Source organism: Streptomyces pratensis, assembly GCF_037137275.1.
Lineage (GTDB): Bacteria > Actinomycetota > Actinomycetes > Streptomycetales > Streptomycetaceae > Streptomyces > Streptomyces pratensis_B.
The window spans coordinates 416423-439737 of record NZ_JBBBEN010000093.1 but is presented as its reverse complement, the minus strand read 5'-3'; the positions used below and the strand labels follow the sequence as shown (position 1 = coordinate 439737).

The window sequence follows — 23315 nt, the reverse complement described above, 5'->3', positions numbered from 1 at the left end:
GCTAACTTGATCTTTAACCTCGAAGGTCCGAACGGCTCGTCGTACTTGATCACTCGGACTGGTAACTGCGGTACATGCGGGCGGCCTTCGGCTGAGCATGTGATCCGACCAAGGAACACACAACGCTCAGCACGAAGGCCGTGGGGATGAGTCTGTCGCATCACGTCGTCCGGCAGGATCCGATTGCGGGACTGTCACGCTTCCGGGGTGAGTTCTACTCCTGTCTGACCAGGCGTGCGGATGGACTGTTCGAACTCGTGGACGCGGTGTTGTGCGCGGACGGGCCGGTCCGGTCCCTGGTGGAACTGTCACTGGTCGGCGAACACCGGCGGGGACACGGCGGGCTCTACGACGCCCTGGCCGCGGGCCGGGTCGACGTCGCCCGGCTGCGACGGGCCCTGGCCACGGTCCCGCTGCCGAGGGCGGCGGACGGCCGGCTGGTCCTTGCCGCCGACCTCACTTGCTGGCTGCGGCCCAGCGCCCACACCTCACCGCAGCGAATCCTGTGCCACACCTACGGACGGGGCAAGGATCAGCACATCCCGGTTCCCGGCTGGCCCTACTCGGTGATCTGCGCGCTGGAGAGCGGCCGAAGTTCCTGGACCGCACCACTGGACGCACTACGTCTGGCACCGGGTGACGACGCCGCCACCGTCACAGCCAGGCAGATGCGCGAGCTCGTCGAACGGCTCATCACAGCCGGCCAGTGGAAAGACGCCGACCCGGAGATCCTGATCGTGGTGGACGCCGGCTACGACGTGCCACGTCTGGCCTTCCTGCTGGAGGATCTGCCGGTGCAGGTGCTGGGCCGGATGCGCTCGGACCGCGTACTGCGACGCGCAATCCCACCCCGTGAGCCCGGTCTCCGAGGGCGGCCGCCCCGCCACGGCGGCGAGTTCGTCTTCGGTGACCCGGCCACCTGGAACACACCCGACACCCAGACGGTGACCGCGACCCGCCTTTACGGCACCGCCACCGCACGCGCCTGGGACCGGCTCCACCCGAGACTGACCCACCGCTCGGCCTGGACCGCCGAGCTGGGTGCCCTGCCGGTCATCGAGGGCACCGTGATCCGTCTGCAGGTCGAGCACCTGCCCAGCGGCGCGACACCGAAGCCGGTCTGGCTGTGGTGGTCGGGCACCGACGCCACCGAAACCACCGTCGACCTGCTCTGGCAGGCATTCCTGCGACGCTTCGACATCGAACACACCTTCCGGCTCTTCAAACAGACCCTGGGCTGGACCTGCCCGAAGATCCGCAGCCCCGAAGCCGCCGATCGCTGGACCTGGCTGATCCTCGCCGCTTTCACCCAGCTCCGGCTCGCACGCCCACTGGCGGCAGACCTCCGCAGACCGTGGGAGAAGCCGGCCCCGCCCGACAGGCTCACCCCCGCACGAGTCCGCCGCGACTTTCGGCACCTCCGCACCAAGGCCGCCTGCCCAGCCGGAGCACCGAAAACCGCCCGACCCGGCCCAGGACGCCCACCCGGCCGCAGGAACGACCAGCCCACTGCCCGCTATGACGTGCACACAGTTGGCAGACCAGGCTCCGCGAAGCCACGCACGAAGAAGTCAACGACCCCGCGTCCACGCCGCACAGGTTAAAGATCAAGTTAGGACGCATCCGGCCGACCACGGGACCGCTCCGCGCCGGGGAGATGCCGCAGCGGGCGAAGGCACGGGGCCCGCTGGACCCGGAAGCCTCCGGTCGCCTCCCTCGGGCATCCGCGTGGAGCCCCGGGGGCGGCGGGGCCCGGTCGTTCGCCCGCGCCCGGCTCGTACGCCGGTGGCGGGTGAGCGCCGCGCCCGCTCGACGGGGAAGTCGGCCACCCTAACGGAGTAATGTCCGACAGATCACGAGCCGGTACATTAGGGGTGGTACCGAAGAACCCACCTGACTGGTCCTCAGGCATCCCTGAGTTCGACCGCCTCGCACGGTCCGCCCCGTATCAGCAGCAGAGCCTGCCGGGACGGCCGCTCCAGATTCCCACCTCCAGGACACGTCCGGCTGCGGGAACCCGCAACCGGACGATCGACGCCATGCCGGCCGGGTCCCGGCGAGCGATCCGGCGGACGGTTCTCGTCCGCACCCGGTCGCACGGCCGCCTTCGGGCCCGCCGAGACCCCTCGACGCGCCTGTATCAGCGCGGCTTTCCTCCGTCCCGGTCGGCTGTCCGGAGCACCGCCCCGTCGTGCCCCGCCGCGCAGAGGGGCATGGCGCACACCGCCAGCACACCACCTCGCCGAAGGAGTTGCCCCATGAGTGGATGCGACTGCGGGCCGTCCCCGATCCCCGTCGGCGGCTGCCGGCCCTCGAAGCCGGCCTGCCCGTCCGTGGCCTGTCCCGGCTCCACGCCGTGCGAGCACTGCGAGACGACCTCCCTGCGCGACTCCGCGCCCTACCGGGTCGCAGCGACCGTGAGCAGCACCGACCCGACGCCGTACTACACCATGGCCAACACCCACGCCGCACTGGACCCTGCCGTCGCCCGGACCATCCTGAACAGCGGCACGGGAACGTTCCCGGCCGACGACGGCACGCACGACGGCCAGCACACCTGGCTCGCCGGCGTCGTGCACATCGACCCCGCCTCGCTGCGCGGCGATCCCACCAGCGTCACGATCAGCGCCTCGGTCCATGTCCACAACGACGGCAGGGACACGGCCTGCCGGCTCTACGGCCGCTTCGCCCTGTGGAACGGTACGACCCCGGTCCGCACCGACCACCTGGGCCCGCCCGACCTGCCGGCGGGAGGTGACGACAACGGCGTCATCCCACCGACCACCGTGTCCGTCGCGGACGTGCTCGCGGGGCGGATCGTCGTCGAGCTCAACCTGGAGACGGGCAACGACGCCACCTGTCGGGTCCGCCCCAAGCAGTGGACCGTCGACAGTTTCGTCCTCACCGTGCAGGCGTCCGCCCCGGGCTGCGGCAGGCCGTTCCTCCGCACGACCTGCCGTACCTGCGACGGCTCGGTCACCTGCACGACCGACACCCTCGACGGCTCGACCCCCTACGCCCCGGTCCCACCGGTCGTCCCTGTCGCCTCGTGCCAGGACGGATGCGCCACCGCCCGCCCTCCGTGCGTCTCCACCGACCGGGGCAACGCCATCACGCAGGGCAGCGACGGGTGCCTGTACGTGCCCGACACACCTGCTCTGGACCCGTCCCCGTGCAACGCCGCACGGAACACGACCGGCGGACTCCTCGTGCCGCGGGCCGACCTGACGGGTATCGCTCCCGGCGGCAACAGCAGCGGCGAACGGTCGGTGGACATCGACGTCACCGGGACGCCAGGCTGCCCCGAAAGGTGGGAGATCGGCGCCCGCCTCACGCCGGTGAGCGCGTTCCGCAACGCCGAACGGCAGCACGCCGACCTCGCGGCCCGGGCCGGCGCCGACGTGCCGATCCCCGAGTCCGACATCGTGCTCCCGGAGGCCGGGATCTACCACATCGACAGCGACGTGCGGTACGCGCTCGGCTCCGCCACCGGCGGCAGCGGCTACATCATCGGCTGGCTCAGGGACGAGACCACGGACACCCTGCTGACGAGCTTCACCCAGATCGCGGCGATCAACGCAGCGAGGCAGGAGCAGCAAGGCGGGACCACGCACATCATGACCGAGTACACGGTCGCCTCCGGCCCCCGGACGGTCCGCCTCCACCTGATGTTCGTCCTCACCGGCGGCCGGGTCACCAGCGCAGAGGCCGGCGGCACCGACAGCAACGGCGCGACCCGGATGCGCTTCCTCAAGGTCAGGGACTAAGGGCTGTCCCGTGCCCCTCGGTGCGAGGGTGTGAGCCGAGTGACGACGGCGTGCTCTCGGACGATGTCCGGCGCGACGGCGCCCCGGCGGCGGACGCGTCGCCGGAGTCGTCGCTCCGCCGGACAACGCCTCCTCGCCCTCGTAGCCTGCGTCTGGCACCACCGGACCGCCGGCGTAAAAACCGACCGGTCCCCGGCCGCACACGGCCACCGAGAACACCGGACTCTTTCATCCAGGGGTGGAGATGCATCCAGCGCCGTTCACCGGCACCATCGCGCACCGTCGCCGGGGAGGCGGCCGGTGAGCGCCCTCCCGCGCGCCCACACGCTCGACCTGCTCCTGGACCTCGACCTGCGGGAGCGGCGCGGGCGCAAGGAACAGCTGGTGGCGGCGCTGCGGCGGGCGGTGGAATCCGGCCGGTTGCCGCCCGGCGCCCGACTGCCGTCCAGCCGCAGCGCCGCCGCCGAGTTCGGCATCGCCCGCGGGACCGTCGTCGCCGCCTACCAACTGCTCGTGGCCGAAGGCCATCTGGAGACGGTGCACGGTTCGGGAACACGCGTCGTCGGCCCCGCGCGGGCCAATCCCCGGGGCGCCAGGAGCCCCGCTCCCCCACCGGCGGTCCGGAGCCCGTGGCGGTACACCTTCCGACCCGGCATGCCGGACGTGACCCTGTTCCCGCGCGGCGCCTGGATCAAGTCGACGCAGCACGTGCTGAAGACGGTCCCGGCCGAGGCCCTGGGCTATGGCGACCCCCGGGGGCGCATCGAGCTGCGCCAGGCGCTGGCCGACTACCTGGCCCGGAGCCGGGGCGTGATCACGCATCCCGAGCGGATCGTCGTCTGCCACGGCTTCACCCAGGCGCTCGGGCTGATCACCACGGTGCTGGCCGAGCACGGAGTGAGCGGGGTGTCCGTCGAGAACCCGTGCTACCCGCTCTTCCGGGACGTCGTCCAGCTCGCCGGGCTCGACGTCCACGCCGTCGACGTGGACCGGCACGGCCTGCTCGCGGCCGGCCTCAGGGGCGGGGCCGCGGTCGTCACCCCGGTCCACCAGTACCCGTTCGGCGTGAACCTGGCCGGTCACCGCCGCAGAGAGCTGATCGACTGGGCCAGGGACACGGAAGCGGTGATCGTGGAGGACGACTACGACAGCGAGTTCCAGTACGGGAAACACCGGGTGGGCGCGTTGCAGCCCATGGCGCCGGACCGGATCATCTACGCGGGCACCACCAGCAAGACCCTGGCCCCGGGCATTCGGCTGTCCTGGCTGGCGGTCCCGCCCGACTGGGTCGAACGGATCACCACCGCCAAGCGTGTCGCCGACCGGCACACCGCCGCCCTGACCCAGATGGTCCTGGCGGACCTGCTGCTGTCGGGAGCCTACGACCGGCACATACGGCAGTGCCGGGACCACTACCGAAGACGCCGGGACCAGCTCAGCAGGGCGCTGGCCGAACACGCCCCGACGGCATGGCTGGAGGGGGAGAGCGCCGGGCTGCACGCGCTCATCCGCTGGTCCCCGGACGGCCCCGGCGAGGACGAGGTCATCCGCGCCGCACGCCGGGAGGGCGTCCTCGTCGTCGGGCTCGGCGACTACTGGGGCACCCCGGGGCCGCACCCCCCGGGGCTGGTGATCGGGTACGGCACCCCGCCCCGGCACGCGTTCGCCGGGGCGCTGGAGGCGCTGAGCCGCGTCCTCGCGCGGTGCTTCGGCTGACGCCTCCGGGGCCCCTCGGCCCTGGGGCCCGCTGGTTCCGGCAGGCGTCGGGGGCGGGGAGCGGAGTCGGGGAGCAGGGCCGGGGAGCGGTGCGGACCTGCTCCCCGGCCGGGGCCGCCGCCTCGGCACCGGGCCCGCCCCGGGCTCAGGCGAGGTCGCCGGCCGCCGACCCGACCGGGGCGCCGACGTGCTCCGGGGACGGCCCGGCCGCCACGCGTCGCGGCTGGGGCGGGGTGCTCACCGCGGGCAGTTCGAGCACGGCCCGAGCGATGGCGTCGGCGTCGCCCAGGCTGACGGAGTCGACACCGGGGCGCGCCGCGGCCGCCGTCACCCAGTGCACCGACTCGGTCGGCACGCCGTGCGCGAAGCGACGGGGGTGCGGGCGGCCCTGCGCGTCGACGAGGCGGCTCGGGCGGGGCGTCACCGTCACGCCGCCCGTCTCGTACCGCATTCCGCAGGCGCCGTCGACCCGGAACGGCGCGGCCCCGCCGCTCTCCCGCAGCCGGCGCATCAGGGGGTCGGCCGTCCGGCGCAGATCGGCTTCCGGCAGCCGGGCCTCGATCAGTATCCGGGCCCGGACCGGCGGCGCCGGTATCCGCTCCGAGACGCATACGAAGGCCGGATCGTGCGGGTCCACCTCGATCTTCGCGCCGGGCCCGGTCACCTGGAGGAGGCCCGCCCTGATCAGCGCGATCATCTGCTCGATGCGGAAGGCCGGTGGGCCGATGGACGTGAACGCGTTGAGCGGCGTGTACCAGCCGTCCAGTTCGTCGCGGTGGGAGTTCCCGTCCAGGCCGCCGTGGTCGACGGCGAGACGCACTTCGTTGCGCAGGTCGCGCAGCACGTCGAGGGCGGCCTTGACCGGGTCGCTCACGTTTCCGCCGCGCGCCTGGCGCACGTCCCGTTCCAGGTGGGCGATGAGCCACGTGTGGAACGCGTCCCGGTCGGCGAAGGTGCGCCCGTCATAGGGGCGGGCGAGCGTCTCCCAGTCCCAGCGGTCCTCCCGCGGCACCCCGAAGGCATCCAGGACCGCGGCCAGGTCGGGCTCCCGCTCGGCGGCCAGATACCGCGCGGTGAACGCCGCGCGGTCGGCCTCCCGGCCCCTGCGCGCCAGGAGGGTCCCGTAGTAGACGCTCTCGACCTCACGGGCGATGAGGGGCCACAGGTCGGTGCCGAAGTAGAGGCGGTCGCCGTCCTGCGCGGCCCCGCGCAGCCGGGCGATGCGGTCGGCCGTCAACAGTCTGGGGAGGTGCCTCCCGTACGGCCCCTTCTCGTTCTCGCCCCGCGCGTGGTACGGGATGCCCCGCCGCGAGCCGGCGTACATCAGCGGCTCCAGCCCGGAGGGCTCGTAGACCAACCCGCCGTCACGACGCACGAACGTGCCGCCGCGCCCGCTGGTGAGGAGCGCCATGTAGTCGAAGAAGTTCAGGCCGAGCCCGCGGAGCAGTACGGTGTCCTGCGGTCCGGCGACGTCGAGGTCGACGTCGGCCGGGTTCGCCGGAGGGATGTAGTGCAGGCCGAGCGTCCGCGCCCGGGCGCTCAACGTGCTCTCCCGCGCCCCGGGTTCGGCTGCCGCGTGCCCCTGGGAGAGCACCACCGCGTCCAGCCCCGTGAGCAGCAGCCCGTTCTCCAGCCGGACCGTCTGCGCCGACGCGCCGTCGTCGTCTTCGCCGGTCAGCTCCACGGCCCGGCTGCGGTGCGCGGTGATCTCCACGTGGGGCGGAGCGGCGCGGCAGACACGCGCGCACATCTCCCGCAGGTAGGCGCCGAAGAACGCCCGCGTGGGGTAGTCGTCGGGGCCGAGCGCTCGCGCTTCCGCCAGCGTCCGCTCGTCGAGCGCCTCCGGGCCGCTCGCGGTGGCCGGGGCACGCAGTTCCTCCGCCCACGCGTACAGGCCGGGGCCCGGCTCCACGGGGCCGTCCATCGTCACGGTGGGGTCCGTGAACGTGGTGATCTGCGAGGCCACGGTGTTCATGAGCAGCTCGCGGGACTGGTCGGTGCGCCATACGGCGCCCGCTCCCGCGGGCCACGGGTCGATGAGATGGATGTGAAGGCGCCGAGCCGAGGGGGCGCGGCGTGCGTTGGCGCAGAGGCGCTCCAGCACGGCGAGGCCGCGCGGGCCGACTCCGACGAGGGCGATCGACAGCGGTCTGATGGCAGCCAAGACGTGCTCCTCACGGACTGGGGGGCGGGGCTGACGATCAACTTAGGCCACCCGGAGGGATCTCAGTGGTCCACTTTGCGTCTTCTCACATAGACCACTTCCGCGCTGTGAGGTGGAAGCTCTCCGCCGGTCGGCAGGCGGGCTCCACGCCCGTCTCCCGAGGGGCGGAGGCGGGAGCGGGCCCTTTGGCGCCGACGCGCCGAGGGCGGATGCGCCGGGCCGCCATGCCTCCCGGGCGGGGCCGGTCCCGCCCTGGTGGCGCGGTCGGCCGCACGGCGCCGCCGCGCGCCCGTCGGCCCACGGCCCGGCCGGAGAACCCCCTGCCGCCTTGCGCGGATTGACACCTCATCACGAGCGGAAAGCGCATTGACATGACCTAATGGTCTAGTCCATCTTTGCACTCAGGACGATCACTCGCGGACGTGGGAAGTCAGGCCCTCTTCGTCCTCCGACGTGCCCTGTTCCACCTGCCCGGCGACCCGCTGTGCCGGGAGCCGCCGGCGTCCGGCCCGGGGCCCGGACGGCCGCGTTCAGCGCACACAAACGAACCGAGCTCCTGGAGCACGACATGTCAACGGCTGACTCCTACCTCCATCGGGCCGCCTCCGACGTCCCCTACTTCAGCGCCGACGGCGAGACGTATCTGACTCCCACACGGCTGCGGGACCTGAAGAAGTCACGTCCCCTGCGGGTGCTGTCGAAGGAGGACTTCGCGGCCTGGCAGACGTACGGCTACGTGGTGGTCAAGCAGGCGATCGAGCCCGGCGCCGCCCGTCGGCTGCTGGACTTCGCCTGGGAGTTCCAAGGCCTCGACCCCGACCGCCCGGACACCTGGTACGAGGAGCGGCCCTACCGCTCCGAACTCGACCAGGAACTGCACATCTACGGCTTCGTCGAGGCCTACCACCACCAGCTCCTGTGGGACAGCCGCCAGGCGCAGCGCGTGTACGACGCGTTCGTGGACGTGTGGGACTGCGAGGAGCTGTGGGTCACGCTGGACCGGCTGAACCTGAACCCGCCGAACGTCAGGACCCGCGACCGGTCCCTGATCGAGTCCCGCGAGCGCGGCTTCGACATCGAACTGCACTGGGACGTGGACACCACGCTGGGGATACCCCCGCAGCGGGTCCAGGGCATCATCGCGCTCAACGACACCACCCCGGAGCACGGCGGCTTCCAGTGCTGCCCCGAGCTGTTCCGCACGTTCGACCGGTGGGCCGCTCTCCAGCCCGCCGACCGCGACCCGATCCGGCCGGCCGTCGACCGCGCCGAACTCCCCGTGGTCCGACCGGCGCTGGAGGCGGGCGACCTGCTGATCTTCAACGGCCACCTGGCCCACGGCGTCGCCCCCAACCTGGCGCGGGACGGCGTGCGGGCCGTGCAGTACCTGTCGATGATGCCCGCCCTGGACGGCCACACGGAGCTGCGCGACTCCCGCGTCGCCTCCTGGCGCGACGTCACCACCCCGACGTGGAACGGCACGCTGCTCGGTGACGCCGTACGGCCGGAGAACGAGCGGTACGGGCCGGCCCTGCTGAACGAACTCGGTGAGAAGCTCCTCGGCCTGAAGCCCTGGAAGAAGGCCGGGAGCGCCGACGCACGGACCGAGGAGGCGGCATGCGACGCGTCTGCCTAGCCCTTCCGACCAACCGGGCGTGCCCCACGACGATCACAGCACTCGCCCGGGAGGCGCTCTACGCCGTCGAGCACTTCGACGTCGAAGTGCACCTTCTCGTCCTCGACTCCTGCGATCCGGCGGTGTACGCGAAGCACGCCGAGGCCCTGCGCGCCCGGCCCGAGCACCCCCGTATCGTCGCGCACCATCTGAACGAGGTCCAGCAGCGGGACTTCCTGGAGCGGGCCGCGGGGAACACCGACACCGCGAAGCCCCGTCTGCTCCTGGACCTGATGCTCCCGCAGCGGCTGTCGTACGGCGCGTGCACCAACCGGGCCTTCCTCGTCGCCCTCGCCCTCGGCTGCTCCTCCGTGCACCGCCGGGACTCCGACAGCCATTACCAGACGGCCCCGGACAGCGGGGCCGTCTTCCCCGTCCACCACGAGCTCGCCTCCCTCGGCAGGCGCGCCGCGGACGCGGCGAAGGACGTGTCCCGGACCGACCTGGCAGCGGAGCACGCGGGCCGGCGCGTGGCGATGGTGGGCAGCTCCTTCGTGGGCGAGCCCTCCGTGGACATCAGCGAGATGGCACACGCCGACCCCGAGGCCTACTACGACGTGGTCAGCCTGTGGGCGCCGATGCACTGGCCGGCCGAGCGCAAACGGGAACTCGTCGCGGAGTCCTTCCTGGGCGCGGGCCAGGAGGTGTTCGAACGCGACAGCTCGACGCTGACGCTGGTCGACCCGATGCGGGTGGACATGTGCAACATCGCCTTCCACGACGTGCACGCCCGGGTGCCGCTGCCCCCGGCCACCGACACCATCGGCAGCGACTACTTCCTCATCCACCTGGTGCACAGCGCCGGGCTGCCCGGCGTGCTGCACAACCGCAACATCGTCAACTACTACACCGCCGAACGCAGGACCGACGCCGGGTTCGTCGCCTACCAGACGCGGTTCGTGAAGTTCCTGCTGTCGATGCACTACTTCAACTTCCTCTACGACCGACTGGCCGAGGCCGGTCCCGCGCTGCTCGACGGGCACGGAGAGGTGCGCGGCGCGCTCGTCGCCGGGTTCGCCCGCCAGAGCATGGGCCTGGACCAGGACGAGAACCGGGAGCGGCTCGCCAGGGTCGACTCCGCCTACCGGCGGCTCGGCGGCAGGTACGCGGACTTCGCCGACCGGCTGCTCCCCCTGCGGGAGAGCCTGCTGGAGGAGGCCCGCGAGGACATCGGCGACTTCGCCGTCCTCACCGAGGCGTGGGGCGACCTGGTGCACGCCGCACGCCGCACCCCCGTGCACGCGGCGGCGGCCGGAGACCGGGAGGCGGGCCGATGACCGGCGGACCCGCCTCGGCGCCCGCCGCACAGGAGCAGGCCGGGGAGGACCGGATCGTCTTCGACCTGGACGGCGTACGCGAGCGGTACGCGACCCTGTGCCGCGAACTCCCCGGCGTCGACGTCCGTTTCGCCCTGAAGGCCTGCCCGGTCGACGAGGTCCTGGAGTGCCTGGTCGGGCTGGGCTCCGGCGTCGACGCGGCGAGCATGCCCGAACTGGAGCACGCACTGCGCGCCGGGGCCCCGCTCGCCCGCACGCATTACGGGAACACCGTCAAGTCGGACCGGGACATCGCCGCCGCCCACCGGTTGGGCGTGCGGGACTTCGCCACGGACAGCCCGGAGGACGTCGCGGCCCTGGTGCGCCACGCTCCCGGCGCCCGGGTCTACTGCCGACTGGCGACCACGGGCGAGGGAGCCCTGTGGGGGCTCAAGCACAAGTTCGGCTGCTCTCCCGACGACGCCGTGGACATCCTGACGACGGCCAGGGCAGGGGGCCTGGTCCCGTCCGGCCTGTCGGTGCACGTGGGCTCCCAGCAGATGAACCCCGACGCGTGGCGCGCGGCCTTCGAGCGGCTGGACGCCGTCCTGGCGGCCCTCGGGGAACGGGGCATCGTCCTCGACCACGTGAACCTCGGCGGCGGGCTCCCGGCGCTCGACTACCTCGACCGCCACGGCGACCCGCTGCGCCCGCCGATCGACAAGATCTTCCTCGTGCTCCGGGAAGGGGTGGCGGCGTTGCGCCGGGCGCACGGCGCACACCTCGGGATCATCATGGAGCCGGGGCGCTACCTGGTGGCCGACCACGGCACGATCCACACCCGGGTCGTGCGGATGACGGCGCGCCACCTGCCCGACGGCACCCGGCAGCGGTGGCTGTACCTGGGCGTCGGCAAGTTCAACGGCCTGTACGAGATGGACATGCTCCAGTACCGCCTGGCCTTCCCCTCGCACCCCGCAGGGCGGACGGTGCCCGCGATCCTGGCGGGGCCCACCTGCGACAGCGACGACGCCTACACCTCGGCTCACCGCCCGGTCCGGGTACCGGAGGACCTGGCCTCCGGCGACCCGGTGCGGATCGCCTCCTGCGGCGCGTACGCGGTCAGCTACATGACCGAGGGCTTCAACGGCTTCGCCCCGCTGCCCCGCGTCTGCACCGGCGGCGCCCGGTGAGCGGCGACGTCCTGGTCCGTCCCGTCGCCGACCGGGACTGGGACGCCATCGTGGAGATGGAGTCCGCCGCTTACACCGGGCTGGGCCTGTCGGAAGGGCGGGAGGCGCTGCGGTCCCGGGCCGCGGCCTCGCCCGAGACCTGCTTCGTCCTGGAGGCAGGCGGACAGGCCGCCGGCTATGTGCTGGCCCTCCCCTACCCCGCCGACCGGTATCCGGACCTGCGGCACTCGGAGACGGCCGCCTTCGCCTCGCCCAACCTGCACCTGCACGACCTCGTCGTCTCCCTGCCGTACCGCGGCGAGGGGATGGCGCGGCGGCTGCTCGACCACGTCGCGGGGACGGCGCACTCTCTGGGATACGAACAGCTGTCGCTGGTCGCGGTCGGCGACAGCGAGCGGTTCTGGTCGTCCCAGGGCTTCACCGCGCGCCCCGGCGGGCTCACCGCGGACGGTTACGGCGCCACCGCCGTCTACATGTCCGCGCCTCTTCCCGTCCCCGCTCCACGATCCTCCCCGCCACACGAATCGGGCTGACCACGTGTCCCTTGCACTCACTCCCTTCCGTCGAAGTCAACTGGCTACCGGGGCGCTCTTCTGCGCCCTCGGCTTCCAGTACGCCACCTGGGCCTCGCGCATCCCGGCCATCAAGACGGACCTCGGCCTGACGCCCGCCCAGGTGGGCGTCCTGCTGATGGCGGCCGGGGTCGGCGCTTCCGTGTCCTTCCCCGTCGTGACGTACCTGATGAGACGCGTGGGGTCACGGCTGCTCTCGCTGGGGTCGGCGCTGGCCCTCGCCGGCGTGCTGCTCGCCCTGGCCGCGGCGCCGAACTACCCGACGGCGCTCCTGGTGCTGTGCGTCGACGGCGTGCTCGTCGGGTGCCTGAACACCGCCATGAACGCTCAGGGCGCGGCCATCGAGGCCCGGCACGGACGCACCACGATGGCGAAGCTGCACGCCACGTTCAGCGCGGGCTCCCTGCTCGCGGCGCTCCTGGCGTCGGCGGTGCTCACGGCGACCTCGTCCGTCATGGCCCACTTCGTCGTGGCGGCCGTCCTCCTCGGACTCCTCGCCGCGGCGGCGCAGGGCGGCCTGCTGCCCGACGACAGGCCGGCGGGCAGCGCGCGGAAGCAGCCGCGCACCGCGTGGCGGATGCCCGCCCGCGTGACGTTGTGGATGTGCTGCGCCATGGCCTTCGGCACCGTCACCGAGGGCTCCATGAACGACTGGTCGACGCTGTACATGGAGGACGTCGCGGGGGCCTCGGGGCAGATCGCGCCCCTGGGCATCGCGGTCGTCTCGGGCATGATGCTGCTCGCCCGGATCTTCGCCGACGGCTGGCGCAGCCGCTGGGGCGACGGGCGCGTCGTCCTCGTGGGCAGCGTGCTGGCCTGCGCGGGGCTGGCCTTCGCGCTGGTGGCCGGGGGCGTGCTGCCGGCGCTGATCGGGTTCGCCTGCGTCGGCCTGGGGATCGCCGCGGTGACCCCCTGCGTCTATGTGGCGGCCGCACGGCAGGGGGGGAACACCCTGCCGCTGGTGGCGGCGATGGGGACCACGGGCCTGCTGGCCGGGCCGCCGCTCATCGGTTTCGTGGCGGACGCGAGCAGCCTCGTGTGGGGCCTGGCGCTCGTCTCGCTCTCCGCCCTCGTCGTGGCGGTGTGCAGCACCCGGATCGACTGGGAGCCGGGCGAGGCAGCGACGGGGCCGGAGCATGACGCGCCGGGTCCGGAGAGCGACGTACGGGTCGCCGAGGGCAACGTACCGGTCTCCGAGGGCGACGCCGACGGGAGCCTCCGCCAGGTGTGAGGGGGAGGCGTCGGGGCCGGGGCCCTCCTCCCGGCCCTGTCGCGCGTCGTCTGCCGCGCGGTCTCACGGGCGCCAGGCGGCGACGGCCCGTTCCGCCAACCCGGTCAGCAGCTCCCGTTCGTCCCGGGTGAGCGCCCCTCGGCGCTCCGGCGGCAGTGCGGCCGGGCCGATCGTGGAGAGGGCACGGGCGCGGATCAGCCGGCGGGCGGCGGTGTCCGCGCCGAGTGCGTCGCCGCCCGTGCGCCGTTCGGAGATCCGGTCGAGCTGCCAGCCGATCAGCAGGCAGTGCGTCCACAGTTCGGCGGCGAGAGCAGGACCGAACAGTGCGGCCGTCCGGACGTGTTCCGCGGTTCGGCGGCCCTCCTCCGCGCAGGCCGCGAGCCTGTCGGTCAGCCGGTCCTCCGCCGCGAGAGCGTCCTGCCAGCGCAGGTGCTCCCGTCGGCGGCGGCCGTCCCGGACGACGTCCACCAAGAGGTGAGCCAGGCCGAAGCGCATGTAGGGCAGGTAGTCCACCCGGTCCAGCGTCCAGCCGCCGACGAGCCCGTCGGCCGCGCCGGGCTCGGGGACGTAACAGGCGGACCGGCGAATCCCCTGGACCTCGTTGCCGACCAGGCTCTCGTCGCCGAGGTGTTCGACGAGATGGGGAACGGAGATGAGGGCCGAACGGCCGGTGGCGCGCAGGAAGGCCGCGAGGGCTTCGTCGTCGGTACCGCTCTGCTCGGCCCGGGCGTGTGAGACGTACTCACGTGCCAGAGCCGTCGGCAGGAGAACGGCCAGGGTCGGTGTGTACTCCTCCGGGACCGCCCTGGCCCACGCGGCTCCGGCGAGAGCCGCCAGCCTGGTCATCGCCCCGTTGCGGGAATCCCAGTTCGCGTAGAACACGAGCGCCGAGTCCGGTCGCCGCCGGACCACGGGGGCCAGCTGAGCCAGCAGCGACGCGGGGGCCTCGACATCGTCCTGGACCAGGAGTTGGTGTGTGGGCCCCTCCGGAATGCTTCCCCATCCGGCCAGCGAGGTACGCAACGGGGACGGGCCCCGGTCCGGGAACGGGTCGAGGACGACCCGGTCAAGGGCGAGCAGTGCGGCCAGTTCCCTCGCCCGCGGCTCCCGCGCGGGATGGGTCATGACCGCGCCGGTGATCCTCACCGTCTTCATCCGCTCCTTCACCCTCCGGGACTGCTGTAGTGCTTGAGGCTCGTACGCCAGACGGCGACGGCCAGGCCGAACAAGGCGATGCCGAGGGCGGGCGAGAGGACCGCGACCCAGTGGGCGGCCCCGCCCCCGGGGTCGTGGCCGAGCACGACCGAGGCCGGCAGGTAGGCGACGAAGGCGAGAGGGAGCAGATAGGTGAAGATCGCCTTCACCGCGCCCGGGAAGATGCCGAGCGGATAGCTGCCGAAGGTCGCCATCAGCTCGTCGACCCAGACGGAGAACGCGTCGGAGCCGGGGCGGTGGAGGCCTCGGCAGGCGATGAGCGTGTGGATGCCCGCTTCGAGCAGGGCGCCAGAGAGCACGGCGACGGCGACGTACAGCACGATGGCCCAACTCCACGCGATCGGCACGCTCGCCAGCGCCCAGGCCAGCAGACCGCCCGCCACCATAAGGTCCCCCAGGGCGTGGACGCCGAAGGAGCTGGTGAGCACCTGGAGGTAGACCGGCAGCGGGCGTGTGAGGTAGCCGTCGAACTTGCCGTCCAGCACCATGAACGGCACCTTCACCACGTTCGAGAAGAGCAGGGCGAACAGGGCGTGGCTGAGCATGCGCATGCTCGCGATGAGCAGGATCTCGTTGCTCGACCAGCCGGCCATACCGGGGAACCTGGCGAGGATGACCATGACGAACACGAGGATCGAGGTCTGCCAGAGAACGCCGTTGAAGATCTCCAGCAGGAACTCGCCGCGATACTGCATGCGGGCGCGGATGTTGAGCGCCGTGGACCGCAGAACGAACCTGCCCAGCATGGTGAAGGACATCGTCATCCCCCCTGGACCATGACGCGGAGTGACGCGCGCCGCCACAACAGCCGGGTGAGCGCTGCCAGTACGACGCACCACACGATCTGGACGACGAACATCGAGACGGACGACTCCACCGGGGTGCGGCCCACGTACAGGGCGAGCGGCAGGTAGACGGCGGCCTTGAAGGGCAGTACGTCGGCCAGCGACCCCAACCAGCCGGGGAAGAGCCACAGGGGCAGCAGAGCACCGGACAGCAGGTCCTGGACGAAGACGTAGATGTGCTTGACGCTGTCGTTCGTCACCAGCCAGAAACAGGCCAGGTCGAGCAGCAGGCCGAGGTAGTAGAGGATGCACTGGCCGAGGGCGATGCCGACGAGGGACAGCAGGCCGACGAGGGCGCTCGCGGGAAGCTGGACGACTCCCACCGCGAGACACGAGAGATAACCGAGGAGCGCGACCGAGCCGCCGAGCGCGATCTCTCCGATCCCGCGGAGGAAGTAGTACTGCCGAGGGCCGAGCGGGCGGACGAACCAGTAGGCGATGGTGCCCTCCCGGATACGGGCGGGCACCGCTTCGCGCGAGTAGTACCGTGCGGTCCATCGGACGCGGCTGAGCAGGACGGCCAGCGCGGAGTAACTGCACACCTGGGCCGCGTCGCCGCCGTCACCGGTGTAGAGGGCGGTCCAGAGCCAGTAGTACAGGCTGATCTGAATCGCGATCATGACGCAGCGGGCCGCGATGCGTCCCGGGTAGGACGCCTCGCACGCCGGGATCAGCGTTGCGACACGCCACGTCGCGCTCCGTGCCAGCAGGCTCCGCGGTGTCGTCGTGCTACTGGACAACGGTCGTTCCCGCCGTCTGGGACTGGCCCCGGTAGGCCGAGCGCATGAGCTCCTCCAGGTCACCTTCCCGGATGGAGATGTCCGTGATCTCGTAGCGCTCGGTCAGCTCACGGACGACTCCCTGCGGGGTCGAACCGGGAGCGAGCTGGAAGGTCGCACGATGGCCGTCCCACTCGGTGACGCTCACACCGCGGATCTCCGGCCGGCTGGTGGCTCCGTCGAAGGAGACACTGATGCGCTGGGGCGGGGCGTGTCGGGACTTGAGCTCGTCGATCGTGTCGTCGAAGACGACGGTGCCCCGGTTCACCAGGACCACCCGACGGGTGAGCTTCTCGACCTCCACCATGTCATGGGTGGTCAGGACGACGGTTCTGCCGCGCTTTTCGACCTGGTGCCGGAGGAACTCCCGTACCTGCTCCTTGACGACGACGTCCATGCCGATCGTCGGCTCGTCGAGGAAGACCACCCGGGGGTCGTGGATGATGGCCGCGGCCAGGTCGCAGCGGACCCGTTGACCGAGGGAGAGGTGCCGCACCGGGGTGCGCCAGAAGCTGGAAAGCTCCAGCACGCGGTCGAACTCGGCCAGCCGCTTACGAAAGTCCGGTGCCGGGACGCCGAAGACGTCCCGGAGCAGCGTCAGCGAGTCCAGTGCGGGCAGGTCCCACCACAGTTGCGTCCGCTGCCCGAAGACGACGCCGATCAGTTCGGCGTTGCGGCGGCGGTCCTCGGTCGGGCGGCGGCCTCCGACCAGTAGCTCGCCGGAGGTCGGGGTGAGAATGCCCGTGAGCAGCTTGATGGTGGTGGACTTCCCCGCGCCGTTGGGGCCGAGAAGTGCCACGAATTCCCCGTAGTCAATGGTCAGCGAGACGTCTTTGACGGCCTCCCGCCATTCGTACGAGGGAGCGATCAGCGAACGCAGTCGATGCCATCGCCGCTCGCCGGTGGCGGTGACCCGAAATGACTTCGACAATCGGTCGGTGAATATCGCATTTTCCGGATTCGGGCTGTCCATGGGAACTCTCCGGGTCGTGAGCGCGTCGAAGCTGCGGGCGGGTCACGAGAACGACCGCCGGGCCGGCGCCCCTGCTCCCCCGCTGTTGCCTGCCGGAATTTCCGGCCAGGATAGGGGAGCGCCGCCGAGCGCGGCACCCGCCGGCGTCCTCATGATCCTGCATGTCAGGAAGCTGTCGCGGTCGGCGTACGAAAGCGTGTCCGGACCGTCGGACCTCACCTTGTGGCCATGCATCATCCTGATGTTCCGGCCCTGTGGACTTCGTGCACCGGGGAGCGGAATCCTTCCCCGGGAGCCCAGGGGCCGGTAATCACCTCGTGGCCCCCTTGCACCTTCCCGTACTGACTCGAAACGGAAAACGGTGGGATTCTCATGAAGATTCGCCTGGACCATCTGCGGGTGGACGTCCTCGACATGGATGTCGCCGAGAAGTTCTACCGCGAAGCCCTCGGCTTCGAGCGGGTCGTGCGCTTCGAGGTACCGGACGGCGTCATCCAGCAGATGGGGCCCGGCGGGTCCCCTCCGGGCGTCGAGCTGACACAGAAGGAGGGCCTGGTTCCCGCGCCCAGCGAAACCGAGCACATCTGCTTCCAGGTGGACGACGTCGTCGCGTGGGTCGAGCGGGTACGGGCTGCCGGCTATCCGATCGAGCGTGAACCGTTCAAGATCGGCGACGAGGGACTGGCCTTCGTCAAGGACCCGGATGGGCATCTGATCGAGTTCAACGACTTCAACGGCCGCTGACGCATCACCGCAGACAGCTCCTCCAGCCCGTCGGATCTCCAGTCCGGCGGGCTGTGCCATGAGCCCGCACCGTCCCATGTTTGGTATAGACCAACACCGGGGCATTGGCTAGGGTGACGAGCTGTGCGGCGGCCCACCTGCGGCAATGCAGCCGCACGGGACCTGACTGAACGACACATGGGGGTGTGGCGGAGCTGTCGAGGAGCCGAGCTGAGGAGTTCCACCGGACCCGCGAGCAGTCACGCGAAGGGCGGCGGCCGGGATCGAGACCACGGGCGGACGGCGCTGTCGAGCAGACGGCCGGCGTGCCCCCCGGCCTCGGGCCCGCGGTGGTCGACCACCGGATGTTCGCCCTCTACAGCGCCCTGCTCGACTGCTCTCCGGCCACGCTCGACGACCTGGAGCAGGTGTTCAGCTGGGGCCGGCCCGCCCTGTGCTCGACCCTGGGCCGACTGCTCGATCTGAAGCTCGTGCGGAAACTGCCCACCGGACGTGGCTTCGCCCCCAACCGGCCGGACGCCGCAGCGGCCCAGGCCGTCAACGCGTTGGAGTCACGCGTGCGTGTGCTGCGGCGGAAGGCGGAGCAGATCCGCGGGGACCTCGAACCGCTGATGCCCGCCTACCTGGCCGCCGACGCCAGGCGGGCCCAGCGGGGGGACGCGCTGGACCTGCTCGCGGACCAGGAGAGGGTGGAGGCCGTTCTCGACGAGGCGGCAGCCCTGTGCCGTACCCGCATGCTGGCCGTCAGGATCGAGGCCCCCGCAGCACAGGACCACCACGAACGCTGGTTCGCGCGGGACAGGGCGTTGCTCGACCGGGGCGTCGCGGTGAGGGTGCTCTGCCCGCCCCGGCCCGACGAGGTGACGGCCGACTACGCGGCCCGCGTCACCGAAGCAGGCGCCCACTTGCGAACGGTCCGCGAACTGGCCTCCCGATTCGTCGTGTTCGACGATGACGTGGCGCTGATCCTGTGCGACGGCGAACCCCGGGGGCCGGCCGGGGTCGTGGTCCGGGACACCGGCCTGGTCGCCTTCCTGCACGACCTCTTCGACCACTTCTGGGAGGGCGGGACCGAGTGGGCGGACGACCACCGGCCTGCCGAGCGCCCGAGGCTGACCGACGCGACCAAACACAGCATTCTCCGGCTGCTGGTCCAGGGCCACCGGGACGAGGCCATCGCCCGCCGGCTCGGCATCTCCGTGCGCACCTGCCGTCGGCACATCGCCGAGATCATGGAGATGAGCGGAGCGGACAGCAGGTTCCAGGCCGGCTACCTGCTGGCCGGGCGACAGCTTCTGGACGCCGCCGAGTAGGCCGCCCCCGAGGGGCGGCCTGCTCCCGAGCCGGAGCGTCGCGCGCGACGCCGGTCAGCCTGAGGTCGGCGGGACCAGGTCGATGACCCGGTGCTCCCACAGGCGAAGCAACTCCTCCGCCGCCTCCCGGCCCTCGGGCGTGTCCGCTCTCACCCCGGTGGAGGCCAGCGATCGCGGCTCGCCGTCGCCGCCGGAGAGGAAGTCGAACATCGCCGACGTCAGGGAGGTGGAGCGCGCTCCCGCGTACTGGTAGGTCGCCACCAGTTCGGTCGCGGGCCTCCCCCCGCCCGCCCGCGAGATCCTGCGCACCTCGGCGGTCGGGTGGAAGACCACCGCACTGGCCAGCGCGGCGTCCACCAGGTCCGCACGGCGGCGCACCCGGTGGCCGGGCAGGATCGCGGCGTCCAGCGTGGTGGTCAGCAGGCAGCGCACGACGTCCCGCACGGACTGGACGATCGGCTCGGCGAAGTTGTTGAACGAGGTGTTCAGCACCACCGGGACACCGGTCCGTGCCCGGAACTCCTCGATGATGTGCCAAAGTGCCGGGTTACGGTCCTTGAAGACGGTCTGTACGCGAGCTGTTCCGTCGACGTGCGTGATGGCGGGCAGCCGGTCGCGCCACTGCGGGCGGACGTCGACGACGTACGACATGAACTCCAGGGACGCCTCGGTGTCCGTGAGGTCGAAGACGTCGTCGCCGTGCTCGGCGAGGACCGCGGGGGCGAACGGCCGGAAGCCTTCGCGTTTCTTGATCATGGCGTTCACCCGCTCCCGGTTGTCGCCTCGGCGGGCATCGGCCAGGATGCTGCGGTGGCCCAGCGCGCGGGGCCCGAACTCGGACCGGCCGTGGGCCCATCCGATGACCTCGCCGTCCGCCACGGCCGCCGCCGCCACCGTGCCCTCGGTCCCCTCCGCCAGCGGCTCGACCGTCAGGAAGGCCTCCCAGCGCCGCACCTCCCGCGCCACCGCGTCGCGCCCACCGAGCTCGGGGCCGAGGAAGACGTCCTTGAGCGGGCCTCCCCTGCGAACGCCGGTGGCCTGCGCCTGGTGGTACTGCGCCGCACCGGCGGAGGCGCCGGCGTCGTGCGCCGCCGGGTGCACGAAGACCCGGTCGAAGACGCCGGACTGCAGAACACGGCCGTTCGCCGAGGAGTTGTGAGTCACGCCGCCGGAGAGGCAGAGGTCGCGGGCCCCCGTCCGCCCCGCCCAGTAGCGGAGAAGGTGGAGCTTCACCTCCTCCAGAGCACCCTGGAGGGCCGCGGCGAGGTCCTTGTCCTGCCGGCGGATCGCCTCGCCGCGCCTGCGCGGGGTGAACCCGTTCTCCATCAGGTTCTCCACGATGGCCTTGCTGTCCATCCGGAAGTCGCCGTTCTCCCCGAGGGAGTAGAACTTCCGCATCTCGTCGAGGTAGGCGTCCGGGTCGCCGAACGGAGCCAGACCCATCACCTTGTACTCGTCGAAGCGGCGGAAGCCCATCAGCGGCAGCAGCGAGAGGTAGAGGTGGCCCAACGAGTCGGCGGCCGGGTAGCTCCGCAGCAGCTCCAGCTCCCCGTCGTGACCGTGGAAGACCGAGACGCTCTCGGTCTCGCCGTTGCCGTCGATGACCACGGCAAGACTGTCGTCGTAGCCCGAGTCGGAGTAGGAGCCGAAAGCGTGGGCGAGGTGGTGGCGGACGAAGTTGATCTCCGTGGGGCGGAAGTCCCGGCCGAGCGCCTCGCCGAGCCGGGTGGTCAGCAACTCGCGCGCGGGCAGGGCCGGCACCTCCGGCCTCTTGAGGTACTCGTACCGGAGTTCCAGGTCGGCGTAGTCCTCGCCGAAGAAGAAGGCGACGTCGTCGATGTCGGACGCCTGGACGCCGGCCAGCTCCAGACAGGCCTGGGCGGCCAGCTGCGGGAACTTGTTGGAGTGCTTGATGCGGTTGAGCCGCTCCTCCTCCACGGCCGCCACCACGGTTCCGTCGACCACGAGCGCGGCGGCCGAGTCGTGGAACAGCCACTCCGGTACCTCGGGCATGAAGCTGCCGGAAAGATCGGCGAAGCTCCCGGTGATTCCGAGCGTGATCATGTGCAGACCTTCCGAATAGTCCTGGGCCGGTTCGGCGGCCGGCGCGTGGAATGCGTCGGGCGGACGGCCGCGCCCCGGAGAGCGGCGGCCGTCGACGTCCGGGGGGAGCCGAGTACGGTGGTGCGTCAGGCCGGCCGGAACGCCGTCCAGAGCCGTGCGGTGATCTCCGCGGAGGAAGAACGGAACCAGCTGCGGCCGTCCAGGACGAGCCGGTCGTCCGCGCCCAGTCGCACAGTCCACGTCCGGATCGCTTCGTCCGGCGCCTTCGCGGAGCCGATGCCGCCCATGGCGATCTCCACAGCGGCCCCCTCGGGGCCGTCGACGGTGACGACGGCGGCCGGCGGGCCGAGCGGCCGCCGGGCGTCGGGGCGATGGCCGGAGGTCCAGACCCCGGCGCCGCCCGGAGCGAGGGGAGCGGCGGCCGCAGAGTCGCCGATCAGCAGGTGAGTGACCTTCTCGACCGACGGCGTCACGGCCCAGCCTTGGAGCATGACGGCGGTGACGGCCGCGTCGGGGGACGGAAAACGAGTCATGTCAGATGTCCTTTGGCCCAGAGGGGATGGGGTCGACGCGGTTCAGGAAGCCGACTCGGTCAGCACGTCGAAGCCGTCGTACCAACGGCGGGTGTTGCGCTCGTCGAGCCACCGCGGGTTGAACCACTCCCAGCGGTAGGACGACTCGTCCGCCGTCTCCTGGTGGAAGGTGTGAAACCCCTCGCGGTCCCGGCGGGCCTCGCGGAACGACTGGCCGAAGGCGCATTTGGCGCAGATGGCGGCCTCACCGTTGCGCTCGCGGAACTCCCGGGCGACCGGCTTCGCCCAGATCTCCTCCAGCGTCTCCTCGCGCAGATCGCCGAGGACCAGTTCGCCGTCGTAGTCGTGGCAGCACGGGACGACCCGGCCGTCCCACAGCACCGCGACCGACTTCCAGGGCCGGGTGCAGGGAGCGGTGTATCCGGGGGAGGTGTGCTCGCCGAGGCTGGCCACCTTGTCGTCGTCGAAGTCCCAGCGCTCCAGACGGATGACCACGCCTCGGTCGACGCCGACGTCGGCGCAGTACTCCAGGAAGGCGTCGGCCTCGTCCTGGTTGGCCCGCATGCTGATCATCTGGAGCGTCATGGTGGTCTCGTAGGGGCCCGCGTCGCGCATCCTGACCAGCTCGCGCAGATTGCGGTCGGCGACGTCCATCCGGGCCGCCCGGCCGCGGATCGACTTGTAGACCTCTGGGTCCAGGGAGTCGAGGGAGAGCACCAGGTTGGAGATGCCGGCTTCCAGGATGGCCTCGGCCCGCTTGGGCAGCAGGCTGGGCGGGTTGCAGGACAGCCCGGTCCGGATTCCGTGGCCCTTGGCGATCCGTATCGCGTCGGGCAGTCCCCGGTGCAGCAGGGACTCGCCGAAGTGGTGCAGCGCCAGGAACTCGGTGTGCCCGCTGATCTGGGACATGACGCTGTCGAAGAGCTCCAGGCTCATGTCTCCCAGTCCACGCTCCATCTCGAAGGTGCGCGGGCACATCTGGCAGGTGTACGGGCAGCGGTTGGTCAGCTCGATCTGCTCGATCTTGGGGAGATGGCTGACCCTGCGGGAGTCGTGGGCCTCCAACCAGGCGTCGGAGGCGTCCTTGTCGGGGAAGACGATGCCCAGCTCGTCCGCGACCGCCGGGACGGGCCCGGCCGTGGCAGGCGAGTCGTACAGGGCCTGGAGCTCCTCGACCGCCCGCCAGGGGGCGGCCGCCTCCCGCCCGGTGATGTGGTTCTTGAGGAGGGCGGTGTCCGCCACCCGGCGGTAGCTGAAGAACGGGGTCAGATACAT

At 71.5% G+C, this 23315-nt stretch carries 18 protein-coding genes; 10 read left to right on the top strand and 8 right to left on the bottom strand.

Features of this window, described 5'->3' with window-relative positions:
• Positions 1 to 146 precede the first annotated feature (146 nt).
• The 3 genes from V9U70_RS21260 (at position 147) to pdxR (ending at position 5483) form a co-directional block, all read left to right on the top strand.
• Positions 147 to 1604 carry an NF041680 family putative transposase gene (locus V9U70_RS21260; protein WP_336673638.1) on the top strand — a complete coding sequence of 486 codons (1458 nt, stop codon included), beginning with the start codon at positions 147 to 149 and terminating at the stop codon, positions 1602 to 1604.
• 654 nt (positions 1605 to 2258) lie between these two features.
• Positions 2259 to 3767, top strand: coding sequence for a hypothetical protein (locus V9U70_RS21255; protein WP_336677503.1), 1509 nt, complete (start codon positions 2259 to 2261; stop codon positions 3765 to 3767).
• A 300-nt stretch (positions 3768 to 4067) separates the two neighbouring features.
• Entirely contained in the window at positions 4068 to 5483 is a 1416-nt protein-coding gene (gene pdxR, locus V9U70_RS21250; protein ID WP_336677501.1) for a MocR-like pyridoxine biosynthesis transcription factor PdxR, read from the top strand.
• A 145-nt stretch (positions 5484 to 5628) separates the two neighbouring features.
• On the opposite strand, the gene V9U70_RS21245 is transcribed toward pdxR, so the two are convergent.
• Positions 5629 to 7647 (bottom strand): FAD/NAD(P)-binding protein, encoded by a 2019-nt coding sequence (locus tag V9U70_RS21245; RefSeq protein ID WP_336677499.1) that lies wholly within the window; start codon positions 7645 to 7647, stop codon positions 5629 to 5631.
• Positions 7648 to 8215: 568 nt separating this feature from the next.
• On the opposite strand from V9U70_RS21245, the gene V9U70_RS21240 reads away from it, so the two are divergent.
• The 5 genes from V9U70_RS21240 to V9U70_RS21220 are packed head-to-tail and all read left to right on the top strand — an operon-like array spanning position 8216 to position 13574.
• Entirely contained in the window at positions 8216 to 9283 is a 1068-nt protein-coding gene (locus tag V9U70_RS21240) for a phytanoyl-CoA dioxygenase family protein (protein ID WP_336677497.1), read from the top strand.
• Positions 9265 to 10599 (top strand): DUF6271 family protein, encoded by a 1335-nt coding sequence (locus tag V9U70_RS21235; protein WP_336677495.1) that lies wholly within the window; start codon positions 9265 to 9267, stop codon positions 10597 to 10599. The genes V9U70_RS21240 and V9U70_RS21235 overlap by 19 nt, the downstream gene beginning before the upstream one ends.
• A complete protein-coding gene (locus V9U70_RS21230; protein ID WP_336677493.1) occupies positions 10596 to 11771 on the top strand; it encodes a type III PLP-dependent enzyme in 1176 nt (391 codons plus the stop codon). The genes V9U70_RS21235 and V9U70_RS21230 overlap by 4 nt, the downstream gene beginning before the upstream one ends.
• Entirely contained in the window at positions 11768 to 12304 is a 537-nt protein-coding gene (locus V9U70_RS21225; protein ID WP_336677491.1) for a GNAT family N-acetyltransferase, read from the top strand. The genes V9U70_RS21230 and V9U70_RS21225 overlap by 4 nt, the downstream gene beginning before the upstream one ends.
• A gap of 4 nt (positions 12305 to 12308) precedes the next feature.
• Positions 12309 to 13574 (top strand): MFS transporter, encoded by a 1266-nt coding sequence (locus V9U70_RS21220; RefSeq protein ID WP_336677489.1) that lies wholly within the window; start codon positions 12309 to 12311, stop codon positions 13572 to 13574.
• A 63-nt stretch (positions 13575 to 13637) separates the two neighbouring features.
• Here the strand turns inward: V9U70_RS21220 and V9U70_RS21215 are convergent, their stop codons facing one another.
• The 4 genes from V9U70_RS21215 to V9U70_RS21200 form a co-directional block, all read right to left on the bottom strand.
• Positions 13638 to 14729 carry a hypothetical protein gene (locus V9U70_RS21215; RefSeq protein WP_336677487.1) on the bottom strand — a complete coding sequence of 364 codons (1092 nt, stop codon included), beginning with the start codon at positions 14727 to 14729 and terminating at the stop codon, positions 13638 to 13640.
• Between the two features lie 8 nt (positions 14730 to 14737).
• Positions 14738 to 15553 (bottom strand): ABC transporter permease, encoded by an 816-nt coding sequence (locus V9U70_RS21210; protein ID WP_336677485.1) that lies wholly within the window; start codon positions 15551 to 15553, stop codon positions 14738 to 14740.
• Entirely contained in the window at positions 15550 to 16254 is a 705-nt protein-coding gene (locus V9U70_RS21205; RefSeq protein ID WP_336677483.1) for an ABC transporter permease, read from the bottom strand. Before V9U70_RS21205 ends, V9U70_RS21210 begins: the two co-directional genes overlap by 4 nt.
• 109 nt (positions 16255 to 16363) lie before the next feature.
• Positions 16364 to 17344 carry an ABC transporter ATP-binding protein gene (locus tag V9U70_RS21200; RefSeq protein ID WP_336677481.1) on the bottom strand — a complete coding sequence of 327 codons (981 nt, stop codon included), beginning with the start codon at positions 17342 to 17344 and terminating at the stop codon, positions 16364 to 16366.
• 414 nt (positions 17345 to 17758) lie between these two features.
• On the opposite strand from V9U70_RS21200, the gene V9U70_RS21195 reads away from it, so the two are divergent.
• Both V9U70_RS21195 and V9U70_RS21190 read left to right on the top strand, forming a co-directional pair.
• Positions 17759 to 18130: a VOC family protein gene (locus V9U70_RS21195; RefSeq protein ID WP_336677479.1), complete on the top strand. Its 372-nt coding sequence runs from the start codon at positions 17759 to 17761 to the stop codon at positions 18128 to 18130.
• A 305-nt stretch (positions 18131 to 18435) separates the two neighbouring features.
• Positions 18436 to 19443 carry a helix-turn-helix transcriptional regulator gene (locus V9U70_RS21190; RefSeq protein WP_336677477.1) on the top strand — a complete coding sequence of 336 codons (1008 nt, stop codon included), beginning with the start codon at positions 18436 to 18438 and terminating at the stop codon, positions 19441 to 19443.
• Between the two features lie 54 nt (positions 19444 to 19497).
• On the opposite strand, the gene V9U70_RS21185 is transcribed toward V9U70_RS21190, so the two are convergent.
• From V9U70_RS21185 to V9U70_RS21175, 3 genes are all read right to left on the bottom strand, one after another.
• Positions 19498 to 21507, bottom strand: coding sequence for a carbamoyltransferase family protein (locus tag V9U70_RS21185; protein WP_336677475.1), 2010 nt, complete (start codon positions 21505 to 21507; stop codon positions 19498 to 19500).
• 125 nt (positions 21508 to 21632) lie between these two features.
• A complete protein-coding gene (locus tag V9U70_RS21180) occupies positions 21633 to 22040 on the bottom strand; it encodes a hypothetical protein (protein ID WP_336677473.1) in 408 nt (135 codons plus the stop codon).
• Positions 22041 to 22082: 42 nt separating this feature from the next.
• Positions 22083 to 23315, bottom strand: coding sequence for a radical SAM/SPASM domain-containing protein (locus tag V9U70_RS21175; protein ID WP_336677471.1), 1233 nt, complete (start codon positions 23313 to 23315; stop codon positions 22083 to 22085).

Bases quoted from the DNA above. Each gene is read 5' to 3' on its own strand.
- V9U70_RS21180 (WP_336677473.1), bottom strand. From the start codon at position 22,040: ATGACTCGTTTTCCGTCCCCCGACGCGGCCGTCACCGCCGTCATGCTC.
- V9U70_RS21175 (WP_336677471.1), bottom strand. From the start codon at position 23,315: ATGTATCTGACCCCGTTCTTCAGCTACCGCCGGGTGGCGGACACCGCC.
- V9U70_RS21195 (WP_336677479.1), top strand. From the start codon at position 17,759: ATGAAGATTCGCCTGGACCATCTGCGGGTGGACGTCCTCGACATGGAT.
- V9U70_RS21240 (WP_336677497.1), top strand. From the start codon at position 8,216: ATGTCAACGGCTGACTCCTACCTCCATCGGGCCGCCTCCGACGTCCCC.
- V9U70_RS21215 (WP_336677487.1), bottom strand. From the start codon at position 14,729: ATGAAGACGGTGAGGATCACCGGCGCGGTCATGACCCATCCCGCGCGG.
- V9U70_RS21185 (WP_336677475.1), bottom strand. From the start codon at position 21,507: ATGATCACGCTCGGAATCACCGGGAGCTTCGCCGATCTTTCCGGCAGC.
- V9U70_RS21210 (WP_336677485.1), bottom strand. From the start codon at position 15,553: ATGACGATGTCCTTCACCATGCTGGGCAGGTTCGTTCTGCGGTCCACG.
- V9U70_RS21205 (WP_336677483.1), bottom strand. From the start codon at position 16,254: ATGATCGCGATTCAGATCAGCCTGTACTACTGGCTCTGGACCGCCCTC.
- V9U70_RS21230 (WP_336677493.1), top strand. From the start codon at position 10,596: ATGACCGGCGGACCCGCCTCGGCGCCCGCCGCACAGGAGCAGGCCGGG.
- V9U70_RS21255 (WP_336677503.1), top strand. From the start codon at position 2,259: ATGAGTGGATGCGACTGCGGGCCGTCCCCGATCCCCGTCGGCGGCTGC.
- V9U70_RS21260 (WP_336673638.1), top strand. From the start codon at position 147: ATGAGTCTGTCGCATCACGTCGTCCGGCAGGATCCGATTGCGGGACTG.
- V9U70_RS21235 (WP_336677495.1), top strand. From the start codon at position 9,265: ATGCGACGCGTCTGCCTAGCCCTTCCGACCAACCGGGCGTGCCCCACG.